The sequence below is a fragment of the Pseudomonas sp. 2 genome, assembly GCF_056627435.1.
Genome location: NZ_JBWXNG010000019.1, coordinates 90,261 through 105,553, shown reverse-complemented (window position 1 = coordinate 105,553; position 15,293 = coordinate 90,261). Strand labels below are relative to the sequence as shown.

The 15,293-nt window shown below is 62.7% G+C and carries 16 protein-coding genes; 5 read left to right on the top strand and 11 right to left on the bottom strand.

Annotated features, from left to right (window positions below; all coding sequences use genetic code 11):
• Positions 1–8 precede the first annotated feature (8 nt).
• Genes rlmH through AC1MEK_RS25480 form a run of 4 tightly spaced genes read right to left on the bottom strand, consistent with a single transcriptional unit; the run spans position 9 to position 2,890 of the window.
• A complete protein-coding gene (gene rlmH, locus AC1MEK_RS25495) occupies positions 9–476 on the bottom strand; it encodes a 23S rRNA (pseudouridine(1915)-N(3))-methyltransferase RlmH (RefSeq protein ID WP_037017961.1) in 468 nt (155 codons plus the stop codon).
• A gap of 9 nt (positions 477–485) precedes the next feature.
• A complete protein-coding gene (rsfS, locus tag AC1MEK_RS25490) occupies positions 486–878 on the bottom strand; it encodes a ribosome silencing factor (RefSeq protein ID WP_480399010.1) in 393 nt (130 codons plus the stop codon).
• A 16-nt stretch (positions 879–894) separates the two neighbouring features.
• Positions 895–1,572 carry a nicotinate-nucleotide adenylyltransferase gene (nadD, locus tag AC1MEK_RS25485; protein WP_480399041.1) on the bottom strand — a complete coding sequence of 226 codons (678 nt, stop codon included), beginning with the start codon at positions 1,570–1,572 and terminating at the stop codon, positions 895–897.
• A gap of 43 nt (positions 1,573–1,615) precedes the next feature.
• The gene (locus AC1MEK_RS25480) at positions 1,616–2,890 is read right to left on the bottom strand and encodes a glutamate-5-semialdehyde dehydrogenase (RefSeq protein WP_480399009.1); all 1,275 of its coding nucleotides are present in this window, start codon (positions 2,888–2,890) and stop codon (positions 1,616–1,618) included.
• 297 nt (positions 2,891–3,187) lie between these two features.
• Here AC1MEK_RS25480 and AC1MEK_RS25475 point away from each other — a divergent pair, with 297 nt between their 5' ends.
• Both AC1MEK_RS25475 and AC1MEK_RS25470 read left to right on the top strand, forming a co-directional pair.
• Entirely contained in the window at positions 3,188–3,871 is a 684-nt protein-coding gene (locus tag AC1MEK_RS25475; RefSeq protein WP_480399008.1) for a DNA-3-methyladenine glycosylase, read from the top strand.
• A 3-nt stretch (positions 3,872–3,874) separates the two neighbouring features.
• Positions 3,875–5,191 carry a bifunctional DedA family/phosphatase PAP2 family protein gene (locus AC1MEK_RS25470; protein WP_480399007.1) on the top strand — a complete coding sequence of 439 codons (1,317 nt, stop codon included), beginning with the start codon at positions 3,875–3,877 and terminating at the stop codon, positions 5,189–5,191.
• A 172-nt stretch (positions 5,192–5,363) separates the two neighbouring features.
• Here the strand turns inward: AC1MEK_RS25470 and AC1MEK_RS25465 are convergent, their stop codons facing one another.
• The 3 genes from AC1MEK_RS25465 to AC1MEK_RS25455 are packed head-to-tail and all read right to left on the bottom strand — an operon-like array spanning position 5,364 to position 7,099.
• Positions 5,364–5,954 (bottom strand): LON peptidase substrate-binding domain-containing protein, encoded by a 591-nt coding sequence (locus AC1MEK_RS25465; RefSeq protein ID WP_480399006.1) that lies wholly within the window; start codon positions 5,952–5,954, stop codon positions 5,364–5,366.
• A gap of 54 nt (positions 5,955–6,008) precedes the next feature.
• A complete protein-coding gene (locus tag AC1MEK_RS25460) occupies positions 6,009–6,719 on the bottom strand; it encodes an LrgB family protein (protein ID WP_480399040.1) in 711 nt (236 codons plus the stop codon).
• Between the two features lie 2 nt (positions 6,720–6,721).
• Positions 6,722–7,099, bottom strand: coding sequence for a CidA/LrgA family protein (locus AC1MEK_RS25455; protein ID WP_480399005.1), 378 nt, complete (start codon positions 7,097–7,099; stop codon positions 6,722–6,724).
• Between the two features lie 297 nt (positions 7,100–7,396).
• Between AC1MEK_RS25455 and AC1MEK_RS25450 the strand changes: the two genes are divergently transcribed.
• The 3 genes from AC1MEK_RS25450 to AC1MEK_RS25440 all read left to right on the top strand — a co-directional run bounded on the left by AC1MEK_RS25450 (position 7,397) and on the right by AC1MEK_RS25440 (position 10,461).
• Positions 7,397–7,852, top strand: a complete 456-nt coding sequence (locus AC1MEK_RS25450) for a MaoC family dehydratase (protein WP_480399004.1) — start codon at positions 7,397–7,399, stop codon at positions 7,850–7,852.
• 142 nt (positions 7,853–7,994) lie between these two features.
• Positions 7,995–9,719: a C13 family peptidase gene (locus AC1MEK_RS25445; RefSeq protein ID WP_480399003.1), complete on the top strand. Its 1,725-nt coding sequence runs from the start codon at positions 7,995–7,997 to the stop codon at positions 9,717–9,719.
• Between the two features lie 100 nt (positions 9,720–9,819).
• Positions 9,820–10,461, top strand: coding sequence for an oxidoreductase (locus AC1MEK_RS25440; protein ID WP_480399002.1), 642 nt, complete (start codon positions 9,820–9,822; stop codon positions 10,459–10,461).
• A 193-nt stretch (positions 10,462–10,654) separates the two neighbouring features.
• On the opposite strand, the gene AC1MEK_RS25435 is transcribed toward AC1MEK_RS25440, so the two are convergent.
• From AC1MEK_RS25435 to AC1MEK_RS25420, 4 genes are all read right to left on the bottom strand, one after another.
• Positions 10,655–10,945, bottom strand: a complete 291-nt coding sequence (locus tag AC1MEK_RS25435) for a YceK/YidQ family lipoprotein (RefSeq protein ID WP_480399001.1) — start codon at positions 10,943–10,945, stop codon at positions 10,655–10,657.
• Complete coding sequence (gene ubiX, locus AC1MEK_RS25430) at positions 10,938–11,567, bottom strand: flavin prenyltransferase UbiX (protein WP_480399000.1); 630 nt, start codon at positions 11,565–11,567, stop codon at positions 10,938–10,940. The genes AC1MEK_RS25435 and ubiX overlap by 8 nt, the downstream gene beginning before the upstream one ends.
• Positions 11,564–12,913, bottom strand: coding sequence for a UDP-N-acetylmuramate:L-alanyl-gamma-D-glutamyl-meso-diaminopimelate ligase (gene mpl, locus AC1MEK_RS25425; protein WP_480398999.1), 1,350 nt, complete (start codon positions 12,911–12,913; stop codon positions 11,564–11,566). The genes ubiX and mpl overlap by 4 nt, the downstream gene beginning before the upstream one ends.
• Before the next feature lie 208 nt (positions 12,914–13,121).
• The gene (locus tag AC1MEK_RS25420; RefSeq protein ID WP_480398998.1) at positions 13,122–15,038 is read right to left on the bottom strand and encodes a sigma-54-dependent Fis family transcriptional regulator; all 1,917 of its coding nucleotides are present in this window, start codon (positions 15,036–15,038) and stop codon (positions 13,122–13,124) included.
• Positions 15,039–15,293 lie beyond the last annotated feature (255 nt).

The window sequence follows — 15,293 nt, the reverse complement described above, 5'->3', positions numbered from 1 at the left end:
CAGCGGCGCTACTTGTGATAAGGGTGACCGGACAACACCGTCCAGGCACGATAAATCTGCTCGCCGATGAGGATGCGCACCAGCGGATGCGGCAAGGTCAACGGCGACAACGACCAGCGCTGCTCGGCACGGGCACAGACCTCCGGCGCCAGCCCTTCCGGGCCGCCGACCATCAGGTTGACCGTGCGCGAATCCAGGCGCCAGCGGTCGAGCTCGCCCGCCAGTTGCTCGGTGCTCCACGGCTTGCCATGCACTTCGAGGGTGACGATCCGCTCGCCCGGCTGCACCTTGGCCAGCATGGCCTCGCCTTCCTGACGGATCAGGCGGGCCACGTCGGCGTTCTTGCCACGGGTGTTGAGCGGAATCTCCACCAGTTCCAGGGCCAGTTCCGATGGCAGACGCTTGGCGTACTCGTGCCAACCCTCTTCCACCCACTTGGGCATGCGTGAACCGACAGCGATCAGGCGCAGACGCACGGCAAGCCCTTATTCGTTGCCTGGCGTGTGGTGCGCGCCGCTGGCGGCACGGCTCTGCTCGGCGCCCATCCACAGACGCTCCAGGTCGTAGAACTGGCGCGCGGCGGCGGTCATCATGTGCACGATCACGTCGCCCAGGTCCAGCAGCACCCAGTCGCTCTCGCCCTTGCCTTCTTCGCCCAGCGGTTGGGCGCCCTTGGCTTTCACGTTCTCGCGAACCTTGTCGAGCATCGCGTTGATCTGACGGTTCGAGGTACCGGTGGCGATCACCATGTAGTCGGTCAGGCTGTGCTTGTCACGCACGTCGATGATCTGGATGTCCTGGGCCTTGACGTCTTCCAGAGCGGCCTTGGCCAGTTCAACCAGCTCTTCGCCGGACAGGGAAATCTTTTGCTGTGTCATATAAAACTCATTCAGTTCAATTGGGTACACGGTACAGTCCGTGCGCCTCGATGTAGGCCAGTACCGCGTCTGGCACCAGAAAACGTACCGACTTACCGCTGGCCAGCAGTTGGCGGATCTGGGTGGCAGACACCGAAAGCGGCGTCTGCCAGACGAATGTAATGTGTCCGCCGGGCCCCTTCAGGGCCTTTGGATCGCTGACTGCGCGCGCCGCCAGCAGGTTGCGCATGGCATCGGGCGACTCGCTGTCGGCGTCCGGGCGTTGCAGCACCACGATATGGCAGTGCTCCAGCAACTCTTCCCATCGGTGCCAGGTCGGCAGCCCGCAGAAGGCATCCCAACCCAGCAACAAAAATAGCTGATCATCGACGGCCAGTTCCTCGCGCATCGATTCCAGCGTGTCGATGGTGTAAGACGGTTTGTCCCGCAACAGTTCGCGGTCGTCCACCGTCAGTGGCGACACGCCCTTTACCGCGCTTTGCACCATCGCCAGACGGTCCTGCGCCGATACTCCGGGCATGTCGCGATGAGGCGGCCTGGCGCTGGGCGTCAGGCGCAACTCATCGAGTTCAAGCAGCGCGGCGACTTCCAGAGCGCCGCGCAAGTGGCCGATGTGCACCGGGTCGAAGGTGCCGCCGAGCATGCCGATGCGTTTCGGCTTGCGCGTGGCTTTCTTCCCGGCCGGTCTGGCCACTGTTTTCGTATTCACGCCCGTCGGCTGCCGAACCTCGGCCAAGTCAGACCGGCCCCTGTCCGCGCAGCTGGCGGCCGTCGCCGACCACCAGATACTTCTCGCACGTCAGGCCTTCCAGACCGACCGGACCACGGGCGTGGATCTTGTCGGTAGAGATGCCGATTTCCGCGCCAAGACCGTATTCGAAGCCGTCGGCGAAGCAGGTCGGTGCGTTGATCATTACCGAACTCGAATCGACTTCGGCCATGAAACGGCGGACCTGAGCCTGATGTTCGGAGATGATGGCGTCGCTGTGATGCGAACCGTAATGGTTGATGTGCTCGATGGCCTGATCCAGCCCGGTGACTACGCGGATCGACAGGATCGCTGCCAGATATTCGGTGTGCCAGTCTTCTTCGGTGGCCGGGATCGCTTCGATCAGCTCGCGAGTACGCTCGCAACCGCGCAGTTCGACGCCTTTTTCACGGAACTGGGCAGCCATCTGCGGCAGGAAGTCGGCCGCGATCGCCTGATCCACCAGCAGGGTTTCCATGGCGCCGCAGATGCCATAGCGATAAGTCTTGGCATTGAAGGCGATGCGCTGGGCTGCAGCCAGATCGGCGTGGGCACTGACGTAAACGTGGCAGATGCCGTCCAGATGCTTGATCACCGGCACGCGGGCGTCGCGGCTGATGCGCTCGATCAGGCCCTTGCCGCCACGGGGCACGATCACGTCCACGTACTCGGGCATGGTGATCAGGGCGCCAACGGCGGCGCGGTCAGTGGTTTCCACCACTTGCACCACTGCAGCGGGCAGACCGGCCTCGGCCAGACCGCGCTGGATGCAGGCGGAAATGGCGCGATTGGAATGGATGGCCTCGGAGCCGCCACGCAGGATGGTGGCGTTGCCGGACTTCAGGCACAGGCTGGCGGCGTCGATGGTCACGTTCGGGCGCGACTCATAAATGATGCCGACCACGCCCAGCGGCACGCGCATCTTGCCGACCTGAATGCCCGACGGCTGAAAACTCATGTCACGAATGGTGCCGACCGGGTCCGGCAGACCTGCGACCTGACGCAAACCGGCGATCATGCTGTCGATGCGCGCCGGGGTCAGGGCCAGACGCTCGAGCATCGCCGGTTCCAGACCATTGGCGCGCCCGTTGGCCAGATCCTGCTCGTTGGCGGCGGTCAGCTCGTCCCGGGCGGCATCCAGCGCAGCGGCGGTGGCGGCCAGCGCGCGGTTTTTCTGCGCGGTGCTGGCACGGCCGATCACGCGGGAGGCTTCGCGGGCGGCGCGACCCAGGCGGGTCATGTAGTCAAGAACGGACTCAGTCATGGTCTCAGAGGTCTTGGCAGAGAAGAAAGCGGCCGATTATAGCTGCCGGGCGTGACGAACGACAGCGGCGACAGGCGGATGGTCGATATAAGCCGGAATATCAGCTCCTGACGGCAATAAATAACTCCCGTAGCAGCACGGCTTGCCGGCGGGAGCGGCGTGTCAGGCGACTTATTCGTCACAGACATATCGCCCCGCCGGCAAGCCGGACTGCTACGGGCGCGTTTTGTGGCCATTCAGCCGCAATTAAGCCTCGTATTGCTATCATCGCCAGCCATGCCCTCAAGTAGCCTTCCCATGCCCGACCACGCCCCGCGCGCCCTGCCCGACGCCTTCTTCGATCGCGATGCCCAGACCCTTGCGCAGGATTTGCTGGGCAAGGTGGTGCGGCACAAGGTCGGCCAATTGTGGCTGTCGGCGCGCATCATAGAGACCGAAGCCTATTACCTCGAGGAAAAAGGCAGCCATGCCTCCCTCGGCTACACAGAAAAGCGTAAGGCTTTGTTTCTGGATGGCGGGCACATCTATATGTACTACGCCCGCGGCGGCGATTCGCTGAACTTCAGCGCCCAGGGGCCGGGCAATGCCGTGCTGATCAAATCCGCCTATCCGTGGGTCGACGCATTCAGTAACGAAAACAGCCTGGCCCAGATGCAACTCAACAACCCCGATGCCAGCGGCAACCTGCGCCCCGCCGAGCGCCTGTGTGCCGGGCAGACCCTGCTGTGCAAGGCGCTGGGGCTGAGGGTGCCGATGTGGGACGGCAAGCGCTTCGATCATGAGCAGATCTTCGTCGAAGACGTCGGCCAGCGCCCGTCACGCATCATCCAGACCACCCGCCTGGGCATCCCCACCGGGCGCGATGAGCAATTGATGTATCGCTTCGTCGACGCCGACTACGCGCGTTTCTGCACACGGAACCCTCTGCGACGCGGCCAAGTCGAAGGCCGCGATTACCATTTCATCGAGCAAGGACACTGACCCATGGGCTCATGGCTCGACAGCATCACCACCTGGCTGACCCTCAATCCGTCGTGGCTCGGCGCTGCGCTGTTTCTGGTCTCGTTTCTGGAATGCCTGGCCATCGCAGGCATCATCGTGCCCGGCACCGTGGCGCTGTTCGCCATTGCTGCGCTGGCGGGGAGCGGCATTCTCGATCTGAGTCAGGCGCTGCTGCTGGGTTTTCTCGGCGGGCTGCTGGGCGATCTGATTTCCTACTTCGTGGGCCGACGTTTCCACCAGAACATTCGGCGCTTGCCCGGCTTGCGTCATCACCCCGAGTGGATCGCCGGCGCAGAGAGCTATTTCCAGCGTTACGGCATCGCAAGCCTGCTGGTGGGGCGTTTCATCGGGCCACTGCGGCCGATGCTGCCGATGGTCGCGGGCATGTTCGACATGCCGTTCGTGCGTTTTGCCGCGGTCAGTGTGGTGGCCGCTGCCGGTTGGTCGGTGGCGTACATCCTGCCGGGCTGGGCGGCCGGGGCGGCGATTCGCTTGCCATTGCCTGAAGGTTTCTGGCCGCAGGCCGGGGTGGTCGGCGCCGGGCTGGCGATTCTGCTGGGGGTGGCGATCCATTGCAGCGCCCACGGCAAACGCTACGCCACCCGACTGATCGCGCTGATCAGCTTCATTCTGCTGACGGCGGTGTTTCTCGGCTGGCCTTATCTGGCACACCTGGACCAGGGCGTGATGACGCTGGTGCAGGAACATCGCAGTGATGTGGCGCAAACCTTCGTCGTGCTGGTCACCGGCCTTGGCGACTTCAAGACCCAGTTCTGCGCGGCCGCAGTGCTGCTGCTGATTCTGCTGGCGACCCGCCAATGGCGCCACGCGGTCTTCGCCTGTTCCACCACGCTGGGCGCGGCGATCATCAACCAGTGCATGAAACACACCTTCGCCCGCGCCCGCCCCGAAGTGCTGGCCGAACCTTTGAGCACCTACAGCATGCCCAGCGGCCACGCCTCGGCGTCCTTTGCGCTGTTCATGACCCTGGCGGTGCTGGCAGGACGCGAACAACCCGTGCGCCTGCGCCTGACCTGGTTGCTGCTCGGGGTGATTCCGGCCGCGTCGATCGCCATGTCGCGAGTGTACCTGGGCGTGCACTGGCCTACGGACGTGCTGGCGGGGATGCTGCTGGCGTTCTTTGCCTGCGCGGCGAGCCTGGCGCTGGTGGAGCGCAAACAGCCGCTGCCCGCCCTGCCGCTGCGGGTGTGGTGGTGGCTGTTACCGGCGATGATCCTGCTGCTGAGTGGGTTCGCGTTTCACTCGCTGACCCATGGGTTGGTGCGATATGAATATTGAAACTAACCGGCACATCTTCATCGCCTGAACCATCTTTCGCGAATGAATTCGCTCCTACAGGGGGATTCGCGTACGTCCGAGATCCAGAGACGTCCGCAGACCTGTAGGAGCGAATTTATTCGCGAATCGCCGGGGCATTCGACACAGTTATCGAGGTGTTCGCCTTCGCCAACTACGCCTGCATATCCCCCTGCATCTCATCGAGCAGATCCTGAATCGCGTCAAGCCGTTCTTCGGCGTCGTCGATTTCCAGCAACTCGATCTTGTCCTCTTCGGCAAACGGCAACAGGTACGCCAGCTGATTGCTCAGTGAACGCTGGCCGCTGGCCGACAGGCCCATGTTCAGCGCTGCGACCATCGGATGCTCGGCCAGCGCCGCCAGCAGCGCGACCAGGTCTTCATCTTCTTCCTGCAGCGGTTGCTCTTGCGGTTCTTCCAGCCACTCGACCTCGGCGATCAGCAGGTTGTCGCGCTGGGCCTGCGCCTCGGTGACCCGAAAACGCCGCCCGCCGACCACGCGAATGCCCAGCAGGCCGTTGTCCTGTTGTTGAAAATCGGTCACCAGCGCCTCGCAGCCGATCTGCGAGAACCCCTCGGGCACATCGCCCACTTCGCTGCCTTCGGTGATGCAGACCACGCCGAAGCCTTCGCCCTGCTTCATGCAGCGCCCGATCATGTCCAGATAACGCGCCTCGAAAATCTGCAGATCCAGGACACAGCCCGGAAACAGCACGGCGTTCAGCGGAAACAGCGGCAACGACATAGATCCATCCTCAAGCAGCCCGTTTTCGGGCGATCGTCTTCACACAAACCGGCGCTACACCACCAGCGACACCGCCAGCGGCAGGAACAACGCAGTGGCAACGCCCATCAAACTCATGGCCAGCGCCGCGAAGGCGCCGCATTCTTCACCTTCCTGCAACGCCGCCGAAGTGCCCACCGCGTGGGCCGTCAGCCCCAGCGCCATGCCTCGCGCTTCCGGGCTTCGTACCCCGGCCAGCGTCAACAGACCGGGGCCGAATATGCCGCCGATAACGCCGGTAATCAACACGAAAACCGCTGCCAGCGCAGCCACGCCGCCAATCTGCTCGGCCACCAGCATCGCAATCGGCGAGGTCACCGATTTGGGCGCCATGGTCATCAGGATCATGTGGTCGGCGCCCAGTACCCAGCCCAGCGCCACGCACAGCCCGGTCGCAAGCACCCCGCCAATCACCAGCGTAGTCAAGACCGGCCAGAACAACTGCCGGATGCGCCGCAGATTCAGATAAAGCGGCACCGCCAGCGCCACCGTCGCCGGGCCCAGCAGGATGCTGAGGATCTCGGTGCTCTTGCGGTACTCGGCGTAATCCAGCCCGCAGGTGACCAGCACACCGATCACCACCAGCATCGACACCAGCACCGGCTGCAGGAACACCCAACGGGTTTTCTCGTAACCGGCCAGCACCAGTTGATAGGCGCCCAGGGTGATGGCGATACCGAACAGCGGATGGTGGATCACCGACAACCACGCGCCATGCCAGTCCAGATTCATGAGCGCTCCTGCTGGCTGGGTTGATGATCGCTGTGTTGGCGGTCGATGAGTTTTTGCATCAACCAGCCAGCAAAGGTGAGCGAGATCATCAGCGACAGCACCAGAGACCCGACAATGGCCCAGAAATCGTCGGCGATCTGCCCGGCATACACCATCACGCCCACCGCAGGCGGCACCAGCAACAACGGCAGATAGCGCAGCAGGCTGCCAGCCGCGAGGCTGATCGGCTCGCTGACTTCACCGCGCACCATCAGGTAGATCATCAACAGCACAAGGCCAATGATCGGCCCGGGCAGTATCGAAAGGATCAGGTGATTGAGCGCCGTCCCCACCAATTGGAACAGCACCAACCACGTCAGGCCTCTTAGCAACATATTGAAAACACTCCAGCAAAATCGCGGCGGCATTATACGCACGCCGCCCGGCAAGCTATGGGGCGGTATTCGCAAAGCTGCGGTTCTTGACCGATGCCTGGCGGCGTGGTGATCTTGAGCCCGCCCTGACCTGTGGGAGTGAGCTTGCTCGCGAATGAGTTGTGTCAGTCACATTATCTGGCACTGACACAACGCATTCGCGAGCAAGCTCACTCCTACAGGGAACTCAGATCACGCAAGAATGGCGCCCAATCAGACAGAGTTGTAAAAATAGTTGATTCACTAAGGAGAGTATCGATGCCCTATGTACCTGTTGCAGAGCTCAAGAGTTATGAAGGCAAGGAACTGGGAAGTTCCGAGTGGCTGACGATCGATCAGGCACGTATCAATCTGTTTGCCGAAGCCACGGGCGACTTCCAGTTCATTCACGTTGACCCGGTCAAGGCCGCGCAGACTCCGTTTGGCTCGACCATCGCGCACGGTTTTCTGTCGCTGTCGCTGATTCCCAAGCTCATGGAATCGCTGCTGGTGGTGCCCGAAGGCCTGAAAATGGCGGTCAACTACGGCCTGGACAGTGTGCGTTTCATCCAGCCGGTCAAGGTCGATTCGCGCGTTCGTCTAAAAGTTGCCCTGACCGAAGTCACCGAAAAGAAGCCCGGCCAGTGGTTGCTCAAAGCCACTGCAACGCTTGAAATCGAAGGGCAGGACAAGCCTGCGTTCATCGCTGAACCCCTTTCCCTCTGCTTCGTGTAAGCGCTGCTGAACATGAAACAGTCGTAACTGACTGTTTCATGACGCTTCCCGGCTGCGGCATACTCGCTGCGGCCGTGTGAGCGACTCGATACAAAAAACGCGAATCCGATCACGCCGAACCCATTCATCTGCGGGATTTACCATGCGTGCGTTTGCCCCTCTGGCACTGACCCTTCTGCTGACCGCCTGCGGAGACGGCGAATCGCTGTTGCCGCCTGACGCCCGCCTGCCCGATGGCGGCCGCTACCGTGGCGACGTGGTCAACGGCGTGTTGCAGGGCAAGGGCCGCATCGATTACCCCAATGGCAGCTGGTATGCCGGGGAATTCAGCAAAGGCCAGTGGAATGGCCAGGGCGAATGGCACGCCAGCAACGGCGACGTCTATAAAGGTGGCTTCAAGGACGGCCTGTTCGACGGGCCGGGCGCCCTGACCACTAGCAGCGGCACCTACGTAGGCGGCTACAAACTGGGGCGGCGCGAGGGCGAAGGCACGCTCAAAGAGCACGGCATGAGCTACCGCGGCGAGTTCAAGGCCGACCTGTACGACGGCCTGGGCCACCTGGAACTGGAAGACGGCAGCGACTACCAGGGCCAGTTCAGCCACGGCAAACCCAACGGCGAAGGCCAGCGCAGCGATGGGTCGGGCAATCAGTTCAGCGGCAAGTTCGTCAACGGCCAGCTCGAAGGCACCGGCAACTTCAATAGTGCCGATGGCGATCAGTATGTCGGCGGCTTTCATAACAACCAGCTCAATGGTCGCGGCCGTTATGAAAACGCCGACGGCGATGTCTGGTCGGGGCAGTTCAAGGACGGTGCCTTTACCGGCAAGGGCGAGCTGATCGGCGCGGACGGCACCAGCTATCAGGGCCAGTTCCGCAACTGGCGCTTCGTGGGCGAAGGCCGCTTGAAACTGCCGGACGGCACGCTGTATGTCGGCCAGTTCGACAACGACACCTATGACGGCCCCGGCGTGCTGACCACACCGGACGGCCAGGTGCAGAGCGGCACCTGGGCCAATGGCCAGCGCGTGCGTGACACCTTTGGCAAACTGCTGCCTGACCCGCTGGAAACCGGCCTGCTCGCCCAGGGCCCACTGCTGGACAAGGCCCTGGCCGCAGTGCCCGCCTCGACGCCTGCGACCGAGCTCTACACCCTGGTGGTCGGCGGCGATGGCAAACAAAGTGTGTTCATGCGCGAGGCCGATTACGTCAACAAGTTGCTGGCCACGCGCTTTGGCGCCTTTGGCCAGATCTCGCTGGTCAACCATCGCGACCATATGGCCGACCGGCCGCTGGCCACGCGGGAAAACATCAGCCGCGCGGTGCAGACCATCGCCCAGCGCAGCGGCCCGGAAGACCTGGTGTTCATTTACCTGACCAGCCACGGCACCCATGACCACGAACTGGTGCTGGACCAACCGCGCCTGGAGCTGTCCGACCTGCCCGCCAACGAGATGGCCTCGGTGCTGGCGCCGCTGAAGAATCGCGACAAGGTGGTGGTGATTTCCGCCTGTTATTCCGGCGGTTTCATCCCGGCGATCAAGGACGAACGAACCATGGTCATCACCGCCTCGCGGCAAGACCGGGTGTCGTTCGGCTGCTCCGAAGAAGCCGACTTCACCTACTTCGGCGAAGCTCTGTTCGGCAAGGCGCTGGTGGAGACCGACGATTTGCAGCAGGCCTTCAACGAAGCCAAGGTCACGGTGGCGCAGCGGGAAATCGAAGAAAACTTCGAAGCCTCCGAGCCGCAGATCTGGGCACCGAAGGGCGTGCTCGCGCGCTGGAAGCAACTGCGCAAGAGCCAGGCAGAGCGCGCACTCAATACCGTGTTCATCGGCAAAGGCCTGAATGCGGCGCCAAGTCACTGAACAGATGAAGAATCTGAAAAATTTGTGAAACCCGCGAGGTTGACCGGCAGTCTCTTGCGATAGAGCGCCTATGCTTGTGTCGTATCAAGGGAGAAAGACCATGTACTTGACGCCGCAACACATCCTGCTTGCCGGAGCCACTGGATTGACAGGCGAGCACTTGCTCGACCGCCTGCTCAGCGAACCCACCGTCAGCCGCGTGCTGGCCCCCAGCCGCCGGCCATTGGCCGAACACCCGCACCTGGAAAACCCGGTGGGCGATTTCACCTCACTGCTCGCCGAACTGGGTGGCCGGGTGGACATCGCCTTCTGCTGTCTGGGCAGCACCATCAAGCAGGCAGGCTCGCAGGATGCATTTCGCGCGGTCGACATGGACATGGTCGTCGCATTTGGCAAACGCGCTCGGGAATTGGGCGCACGTCATCTGCTGGTGGTCAGCGCGGTGAATGCCGACCCTGAATCGAGCATTTTCTACAGCCGCGTCAAAGGCGAGATGGAAGCCGCACTGCGCGCGCAAAACTGGCCGCAATTGACGATTGCCCGCCCTTCGCTGCTGCTGGGCGATCGCGCCGATCAGCGCCTGGTGGAACAACTGGCCGCGCCAATCGCCAAGCTGATCCCCGGCAAATACGGCGGCATCGAAGCCTGCCACCTGGCCCGCGCACTGTGGCGCCTGGCGCTGGAGGAGCAGGACGGGGTGAGGATTGTCGAGTCCGATGAGTTGCGGCGGTTGGGGAAATAACACCGGCTCGCAAAAACAACGCATCCCCCCTGTAGGAGCGAATTCATTCGCGATTGGCCGGTGCAGCCGACGCATCTCTGTCGTCTGGAACATCCTTCGCGAATGAATTCGCTCCTACAGATAGCCCGACGCACGCCAGGCATTTGGAGGTGTTCATCGAAGGTAAGAGGGGGGCGATGAAGGTGCGCCTGCGCTACATCCCGCCCGTGGCCTGAAACCCTACGCCCAACTCCGTCAGCACCGACAACGGCAACAGCACCGTGTCGAGCAACGCACTGCCCGGCAGATCCAGCATCGGGTATTTCGGGGCTTCGGCGCCGAAACGGTCCTTCTCGCAGCAACCGCCGCGGATCGCATACCAGTCCAGCCGCGTGCCGGAATAGATCACCGGCGCGCCGGGCTGATTGGCGTCCAGGGTGCGCACGGTCGAGCACCCCGTCGCCAACAGCAGTCCGAGGGTGAGCACAAAGAGCTTCTTATTCATCGGCACCGAAGTGATGCTCGCCCCAGCGCGGCAGCATGTCTTGAGGAATATTGAGCAGATTGAGCACCCGCGCCACGACGAAATCCACCAGATCATCGATGGTCTGCGGTTGATGATAGAAACCGGGCGAAGCCGGCAGGATCACGGCGCCCATGTTCGACAACTTGAGCATGTTCTCCAGATGAATGCTGGAAAACGGCGCCTCGCGTGGCACCAGAATCAACTGGCGACGCTCCTTGAGCGTGACATCGGCTGCGCGCTCGATCAGGTTGTTGCAGGCACCGGTGGCGATGGCCGACAGGGTGCCAGTCGAACACGGCACCACCACCATCGCGCTCGGCGAGCCGGAGCCAGACGCCACCGGCGACATCCAGTCTTCCTTGCCATAAACACGGATCTGGCCATCGGCCGCGCCCGTGTACTCGGTCAGAAACGCCTGCATCATCTGCGGCTTGGACGGCAGCGTGACATCAGTTTCGGTGGCCATCACCAGTTGCGCGGCCTTGGAGATCAGGAAATGCACTTCCCGATCTTCCCGCACCAGGCAATCGAGCAGACGCAGGCCGTATTGCGCGCCGGACGCGCCGGTCATCGCCAGGGTGATGCGTTCCGGGCCGCTCATGTGAGCGCCTCGGCCAGTTTGCCGTGCAGCCCGCCGAAGCCGCCGTTGCTCATGATCACCACGTGAGTACCCGGCTGGGCCTGGCTTTTCACGCGCTCGATGATGGCCTCCAGCGAATCGCAGACCACCGCTGGCACTTTGCACTGTGCGGCCGTGGCGCCCAGATCCCAGCCCAGATTGGCCGGGGCGTACCAGACCACCTGATCGGCCTGCTCGACGCTCTCTGGCAGGCCATCGCGGTGGGCACCGAGCTTCATGGAATTGGAGCGAGGCTCGACGATGGCGATGATCGGCGAATCACCGACCTTTTTGCGCAGGCCGTCCAGCGTGGTGGCGATCGCAGTCGGGTGGTGGGCGAAGTCGTCGTAAATGGTGATGCCGCGCACCTCGGCGACCTTCTCCATGCGCCGCTTCACGCTCTTGAAGGCGCTCAAGGCTTCGACGCCCTGCGCTGGCACAACGCCAACATGCCGCGCCGCGGCCAGCGTGGCCAAGGCGTTAGCGACGTTGTGCTGGCCAGTCATGTCCCAATGGACGACGCCTTGCGCCACGCCTTCGAACAGCACTTCGAATTTCGAGCCGTCTTCGCTCAGCAGCTTGGCTTGCCACTGCCCGCCAGCGCCTGTGGTCTGAACCGGCGTCCAGCAGCCCATCTTGATCACGCGCTCCAGCGCAGGCTCGGTGGTCGGGTGAATGACCAGGCCTTCGCTCGGGATTGTGCGCACCAAGTGATGGAATTGCCGCTCGATGGCTGGCAGATCCGGGAAGATATCGGCGTGATCGAACTCAAGATTGTTGAGGATCGCCGTGCGCGGGTGGTAATGAACGAACTTGGAACGCTTGTCGAAAAAGGCGCTGTCGTATTCGTCGGCCTCGACCACGAAGAACGGCGTGTCGCCCAGGCGCGCCGACACCGAGAAGTTCTGCGGCACGCCACCGATCAGGAAGCCCGGGCTCATGCCCGCGTGCTCCAGCACCCAGGCGAGCATGCTGCTGGTGGTGGTCTTGCCGTGGGTGCCCGCAACCGCCAGCACCCAGCGGCCTTGCAGCACGTGATCGGCCAGCCACTGCGGGCCGGAAACATACGGCAAACCTTTGTTCAGGACATATTCCACGGCGGGGTTGCCACGGGACATGGCATTGCCGACCACCACCAGATCCGGCGCAGGCTCAAGGTGCGAAGGGTCATAGCCCTGCATCAGTTCGATGCCCTGCGCCTGGAGCTGCGTGCTCATCGGCGGATAGACGTTGGCGTCGGAGCCCGTGACTTTGTGGCCCAGATCCTTGGCGAGAACCGCCAGCGAGCCCATGAACGTGCCGCAGATACCCAGAATATGAATGTGCATGACCGACCTCTTAAAACATTCGCGCAGGTTAGCTTAGAGAGGGTCGGTTCGCACAGTTCAATCGGTACTTGGCATCCTTTGTCATGCACTGAACCTGTAGGAGCGAATTCATTCGCGAAGTGATGGTTCAGGCCACACACCTCTTTCGCCTGAAAGATCTTTCGCGAATGAATTCGCTCCTACAATTGTAACGTTCTGTGCCTGCGGGCTACCGGGCGATCCCGTGCTTGCGCAGCTTTCTATACAGGGTATTACGGCTCACTCCCAATTCCCGTGCGGCATGTGTCATGTGCCAGCGCTGCGCTTCCAGAATCTGGATCAACGCCGCTCGCTCGGCGCACTCAAGCGGCGAGTCTTCGGCTTCGGCAGCAATGTCCTTGGTACACGCGCTCTGCCGAATCACCAGCGGCAGATCGCCATACCCCACCTGCCCGTCTTCACACAACGCCGCCAGCGTGCGCAGGACATTACGCATCTGCCGCACGTTGCCCGGCCAGGCGAAGTCGAGCAGCGCCTGTCGTGCGTCCGCCTCGATCATGACCACATGACCGCCCGCCTCTTCCTCCAGCAGAAAGTCCAGCAACTGCGCCTTGTCGCTGCGTTCTCTCAGCGCAGGCAGGGCGATTTCCAGGCCGTTGAGCCGGTAATAGAGGTCTTCGCGAAAACTGCCATCCTCCACACGGCCCAGCAAATTCCGGTGGGTCGCGCTGATGATTCGTACATCCACCGCCTGCGGCTCACCGCCGATGGGCACCACCAGCCGGTCTTCCAGCACCCGCAGCAAGCGGGTCTGCAACGCCACCGGCATGTCGCCGATTTCATCGAGGAACAGCGTGCCACCATCGGCCTGCTGCAACTTGCCGCGCATGCCTTCCTTGCGCGCGCCGGTGAAACTGCCACCGCGATAGCCGAACAGCTCACTCTCGATCAGGCTCTCCGGAATCGCCGCGCAGTTCAGCGCCACGAAGGGCTGCTGCGAGCGGCCACTGGCCTGATGCACGGCCTTGGCGAAGGCCTCTTTGCCGGAGCCGGTTTCGCCGTTGATCAACAGCGGCACGTCGCGTTCGAAGACTTTCAAGGCGCGACGCATATCAGCCTGCAAAGACGGATCGCCCAGGAAAATGCCGGTGATCGCGGGTCGCGTCGCCGGTTTGCTGACGACCGGGGTGGCAATCGCCTTCGCCACAGGTTGCGTGTGCCCACGCAAGACTGCGAAAAACCCTCGCCCATCGCGGGTGCGCAACGGCCAACTGGCCGCTGCGTCGGGTGAAGCGCGGCTCATCAGTTCATCCAGCGAACAATCGAACAAGGCCTCCACCGGCTGGCCGATCAGCTCGACACGACCCAAGCTCAACATGTTCAACGCACTCTGGTTCAGCGCACTGACCCGCCCTTCGCCGTCGAACGCCAACAGCCCCTCACTGAACAGCCCGACAGAACCGGCCTGCAGGTGAAAGCGCAGCAGCCACTGATCAGCGAAATGGCTGAGGAAGTACCGGCTTTCGATCATCTTCGCCGACAGATTGACCAGCGCCATGGTGTGGAACTGGCTCTGGCGGGACACATCGTGCCGCGCCGACGAGACGTCGAGCACGGCCAGCAGATCGCCATGAGGATCGAACACCGGGCTCGCCGAGCAGGTCAGCCCGGTGTGCCGCCCGCGAAAGTGTTCGTCGCGATGGATCGTCACCGATTGCCGCTCCACCAGGCAGGTGCCGATGCCGTTGGTGCCCTCCCGCGCCTCGCTCCAGTCGGCGCCCAGCCACAGGCCGGCGCGCTCGAAAATCCGGCGCTCGCTGTCCTGGGTCACACAGTTGAGGATCACCCCGCGCGCGTCGGTCAGCAACACTGCGTTTCCGCCTGAGAGCTGCTGATGCAGGCTGTTCATCTCGCCGCCGGCAATGCTCAGCACATGTTGCAGACGCTCACGGCTTTCCAGCACCCGGGCGTGCTCCAGCACGGTGGGCGCCATGGCTTGCGCGGGGTCCAGGTGATAGTCGTCCAGGCAACGCTGCCATGAGCGGGCAATGGACGGGTCGGCGCCAGGGCCGTAACGATGATCGGCCTTGCCTTGGGCGAAAGTCAGGACTTGCCGGGCATGGCGGGCGAGGTGATTGCTATGCATTTTCTTGTTGTTCCTGAGCATGCTCACGGCCCAGCATCCTCCTCGCCTTGCTCCATTGCAATGCTTGCCAGGACGCATCGCGCTCAGGTGTCCCACATCCGATACGAACTGTCACCCTGCCCGTCCCGCAACTGGCACAAGGACAGTACCCAAGCGTCTGATTTTTCGGCAAAAGCCTTGTAAACCGGGCACCGCACGGCACTGGCCCGCGCTTTGCTCTACGCTTTTATCAAGCGCAGCAGCGCGTTATCCCCA

Excerpts from the sequence above, each read along its gene's own strand:
- rsfS (WP_480399010.1), bottom strand. The coding sequence starts at position 878 with ATGACACAGCAAAAGATTTCCCTGTCCGGCGAAGAGCTGGTTGAACTG.
- AC1MEK_RS25480 (WP_480399009.1), bottom strand. The coding sequence starts at position 2,890 with ATGACTGAGTCCGTTCTTGACTACATGACCCGCCTGGGTCGCGCCGCC.
- AC1MEK_RS25475 (WP_480399008.1), top strand. The coding sequence starts at position 3,188 with ATGCCCGACCACGCCCCGCGCGCCCTGCCCGACGCCTTCTTCGATCGC.
- AC1MEK_RS25470 (WP_480399007.1), top strand. The coding sequence starts at position 3,875 with ATGGGCTCATGGCTCGACAGCATCACCACCTGGCTGACCCTCAATCCG.
- AC1MEK_RS25465 (WP_480399006.1), bottom strand. The coding sequence starts at position 5,954 with ATGTCGTTGCCGCTGTTTCCGCTGAACGCCGTGCTGTTTCCGGGCTGT.
- AC1MEK_RS25455 (WP_480399005.1), bottom strand. The coding sequence starts at position 7,099 with ATGTTGCTAAGAGGCCTGACGTGGTTGGTGCTGTTCCAATTGGTGGGG.
- AC1MEK_RS25450 (WP_480399004.1), top strand. The coding sequence starts at position 7,397 with ATGCCCTATGTACCTGTTGCAGAGCTCAAGAGTTATGAAGGCAAGGAA.
- AC1MEK_RS25445 (WP_480399003.1), top strand. The coding sequence starts at position 7,995 with ATGCGTGCGTTTGCCCCTCTGGCACTGACCCTTCTGCTGACCGCCTGC.
- AC1MEK_RS25440 (WP_480399002.1), top strand. The coding sequence starts at position 9,820 with ATGTACTTGACGCCGCAACACATCCTGCTTGCCGGAGCCACTGGATTG.
- AC1MEK_RS25435 (WP_480399001.1), bottom strand. The coding sequence starts at position 10,945 with ATGAATAAGAAGCTCTTTGTGCTCACCCTCGGACTGCTGTTGGCGACG.
- ubiX (WP_480399000.1), bottom strand. The coding sequence starts at position 11,567 with ATGAGCGGCCCGGAACGCATCACCCTGGCGATGACCGGCGCGTCCGGC.
- mpl (WP_480398999.1), bottom strand. The coding sequence starts at position 12,913 with ATGCACATTCATATTCTGGGTATCTGCGGCACGTTCATGGGCTCGCTG.
- AC1MEK_RS25420 (WP_480398998.1), bottom strand. The coding sequence starts at position 15,038 with ATGCATAGCAATCACCTCGCCCGCCATGCCCGGCAAGTCCTGACTTTC.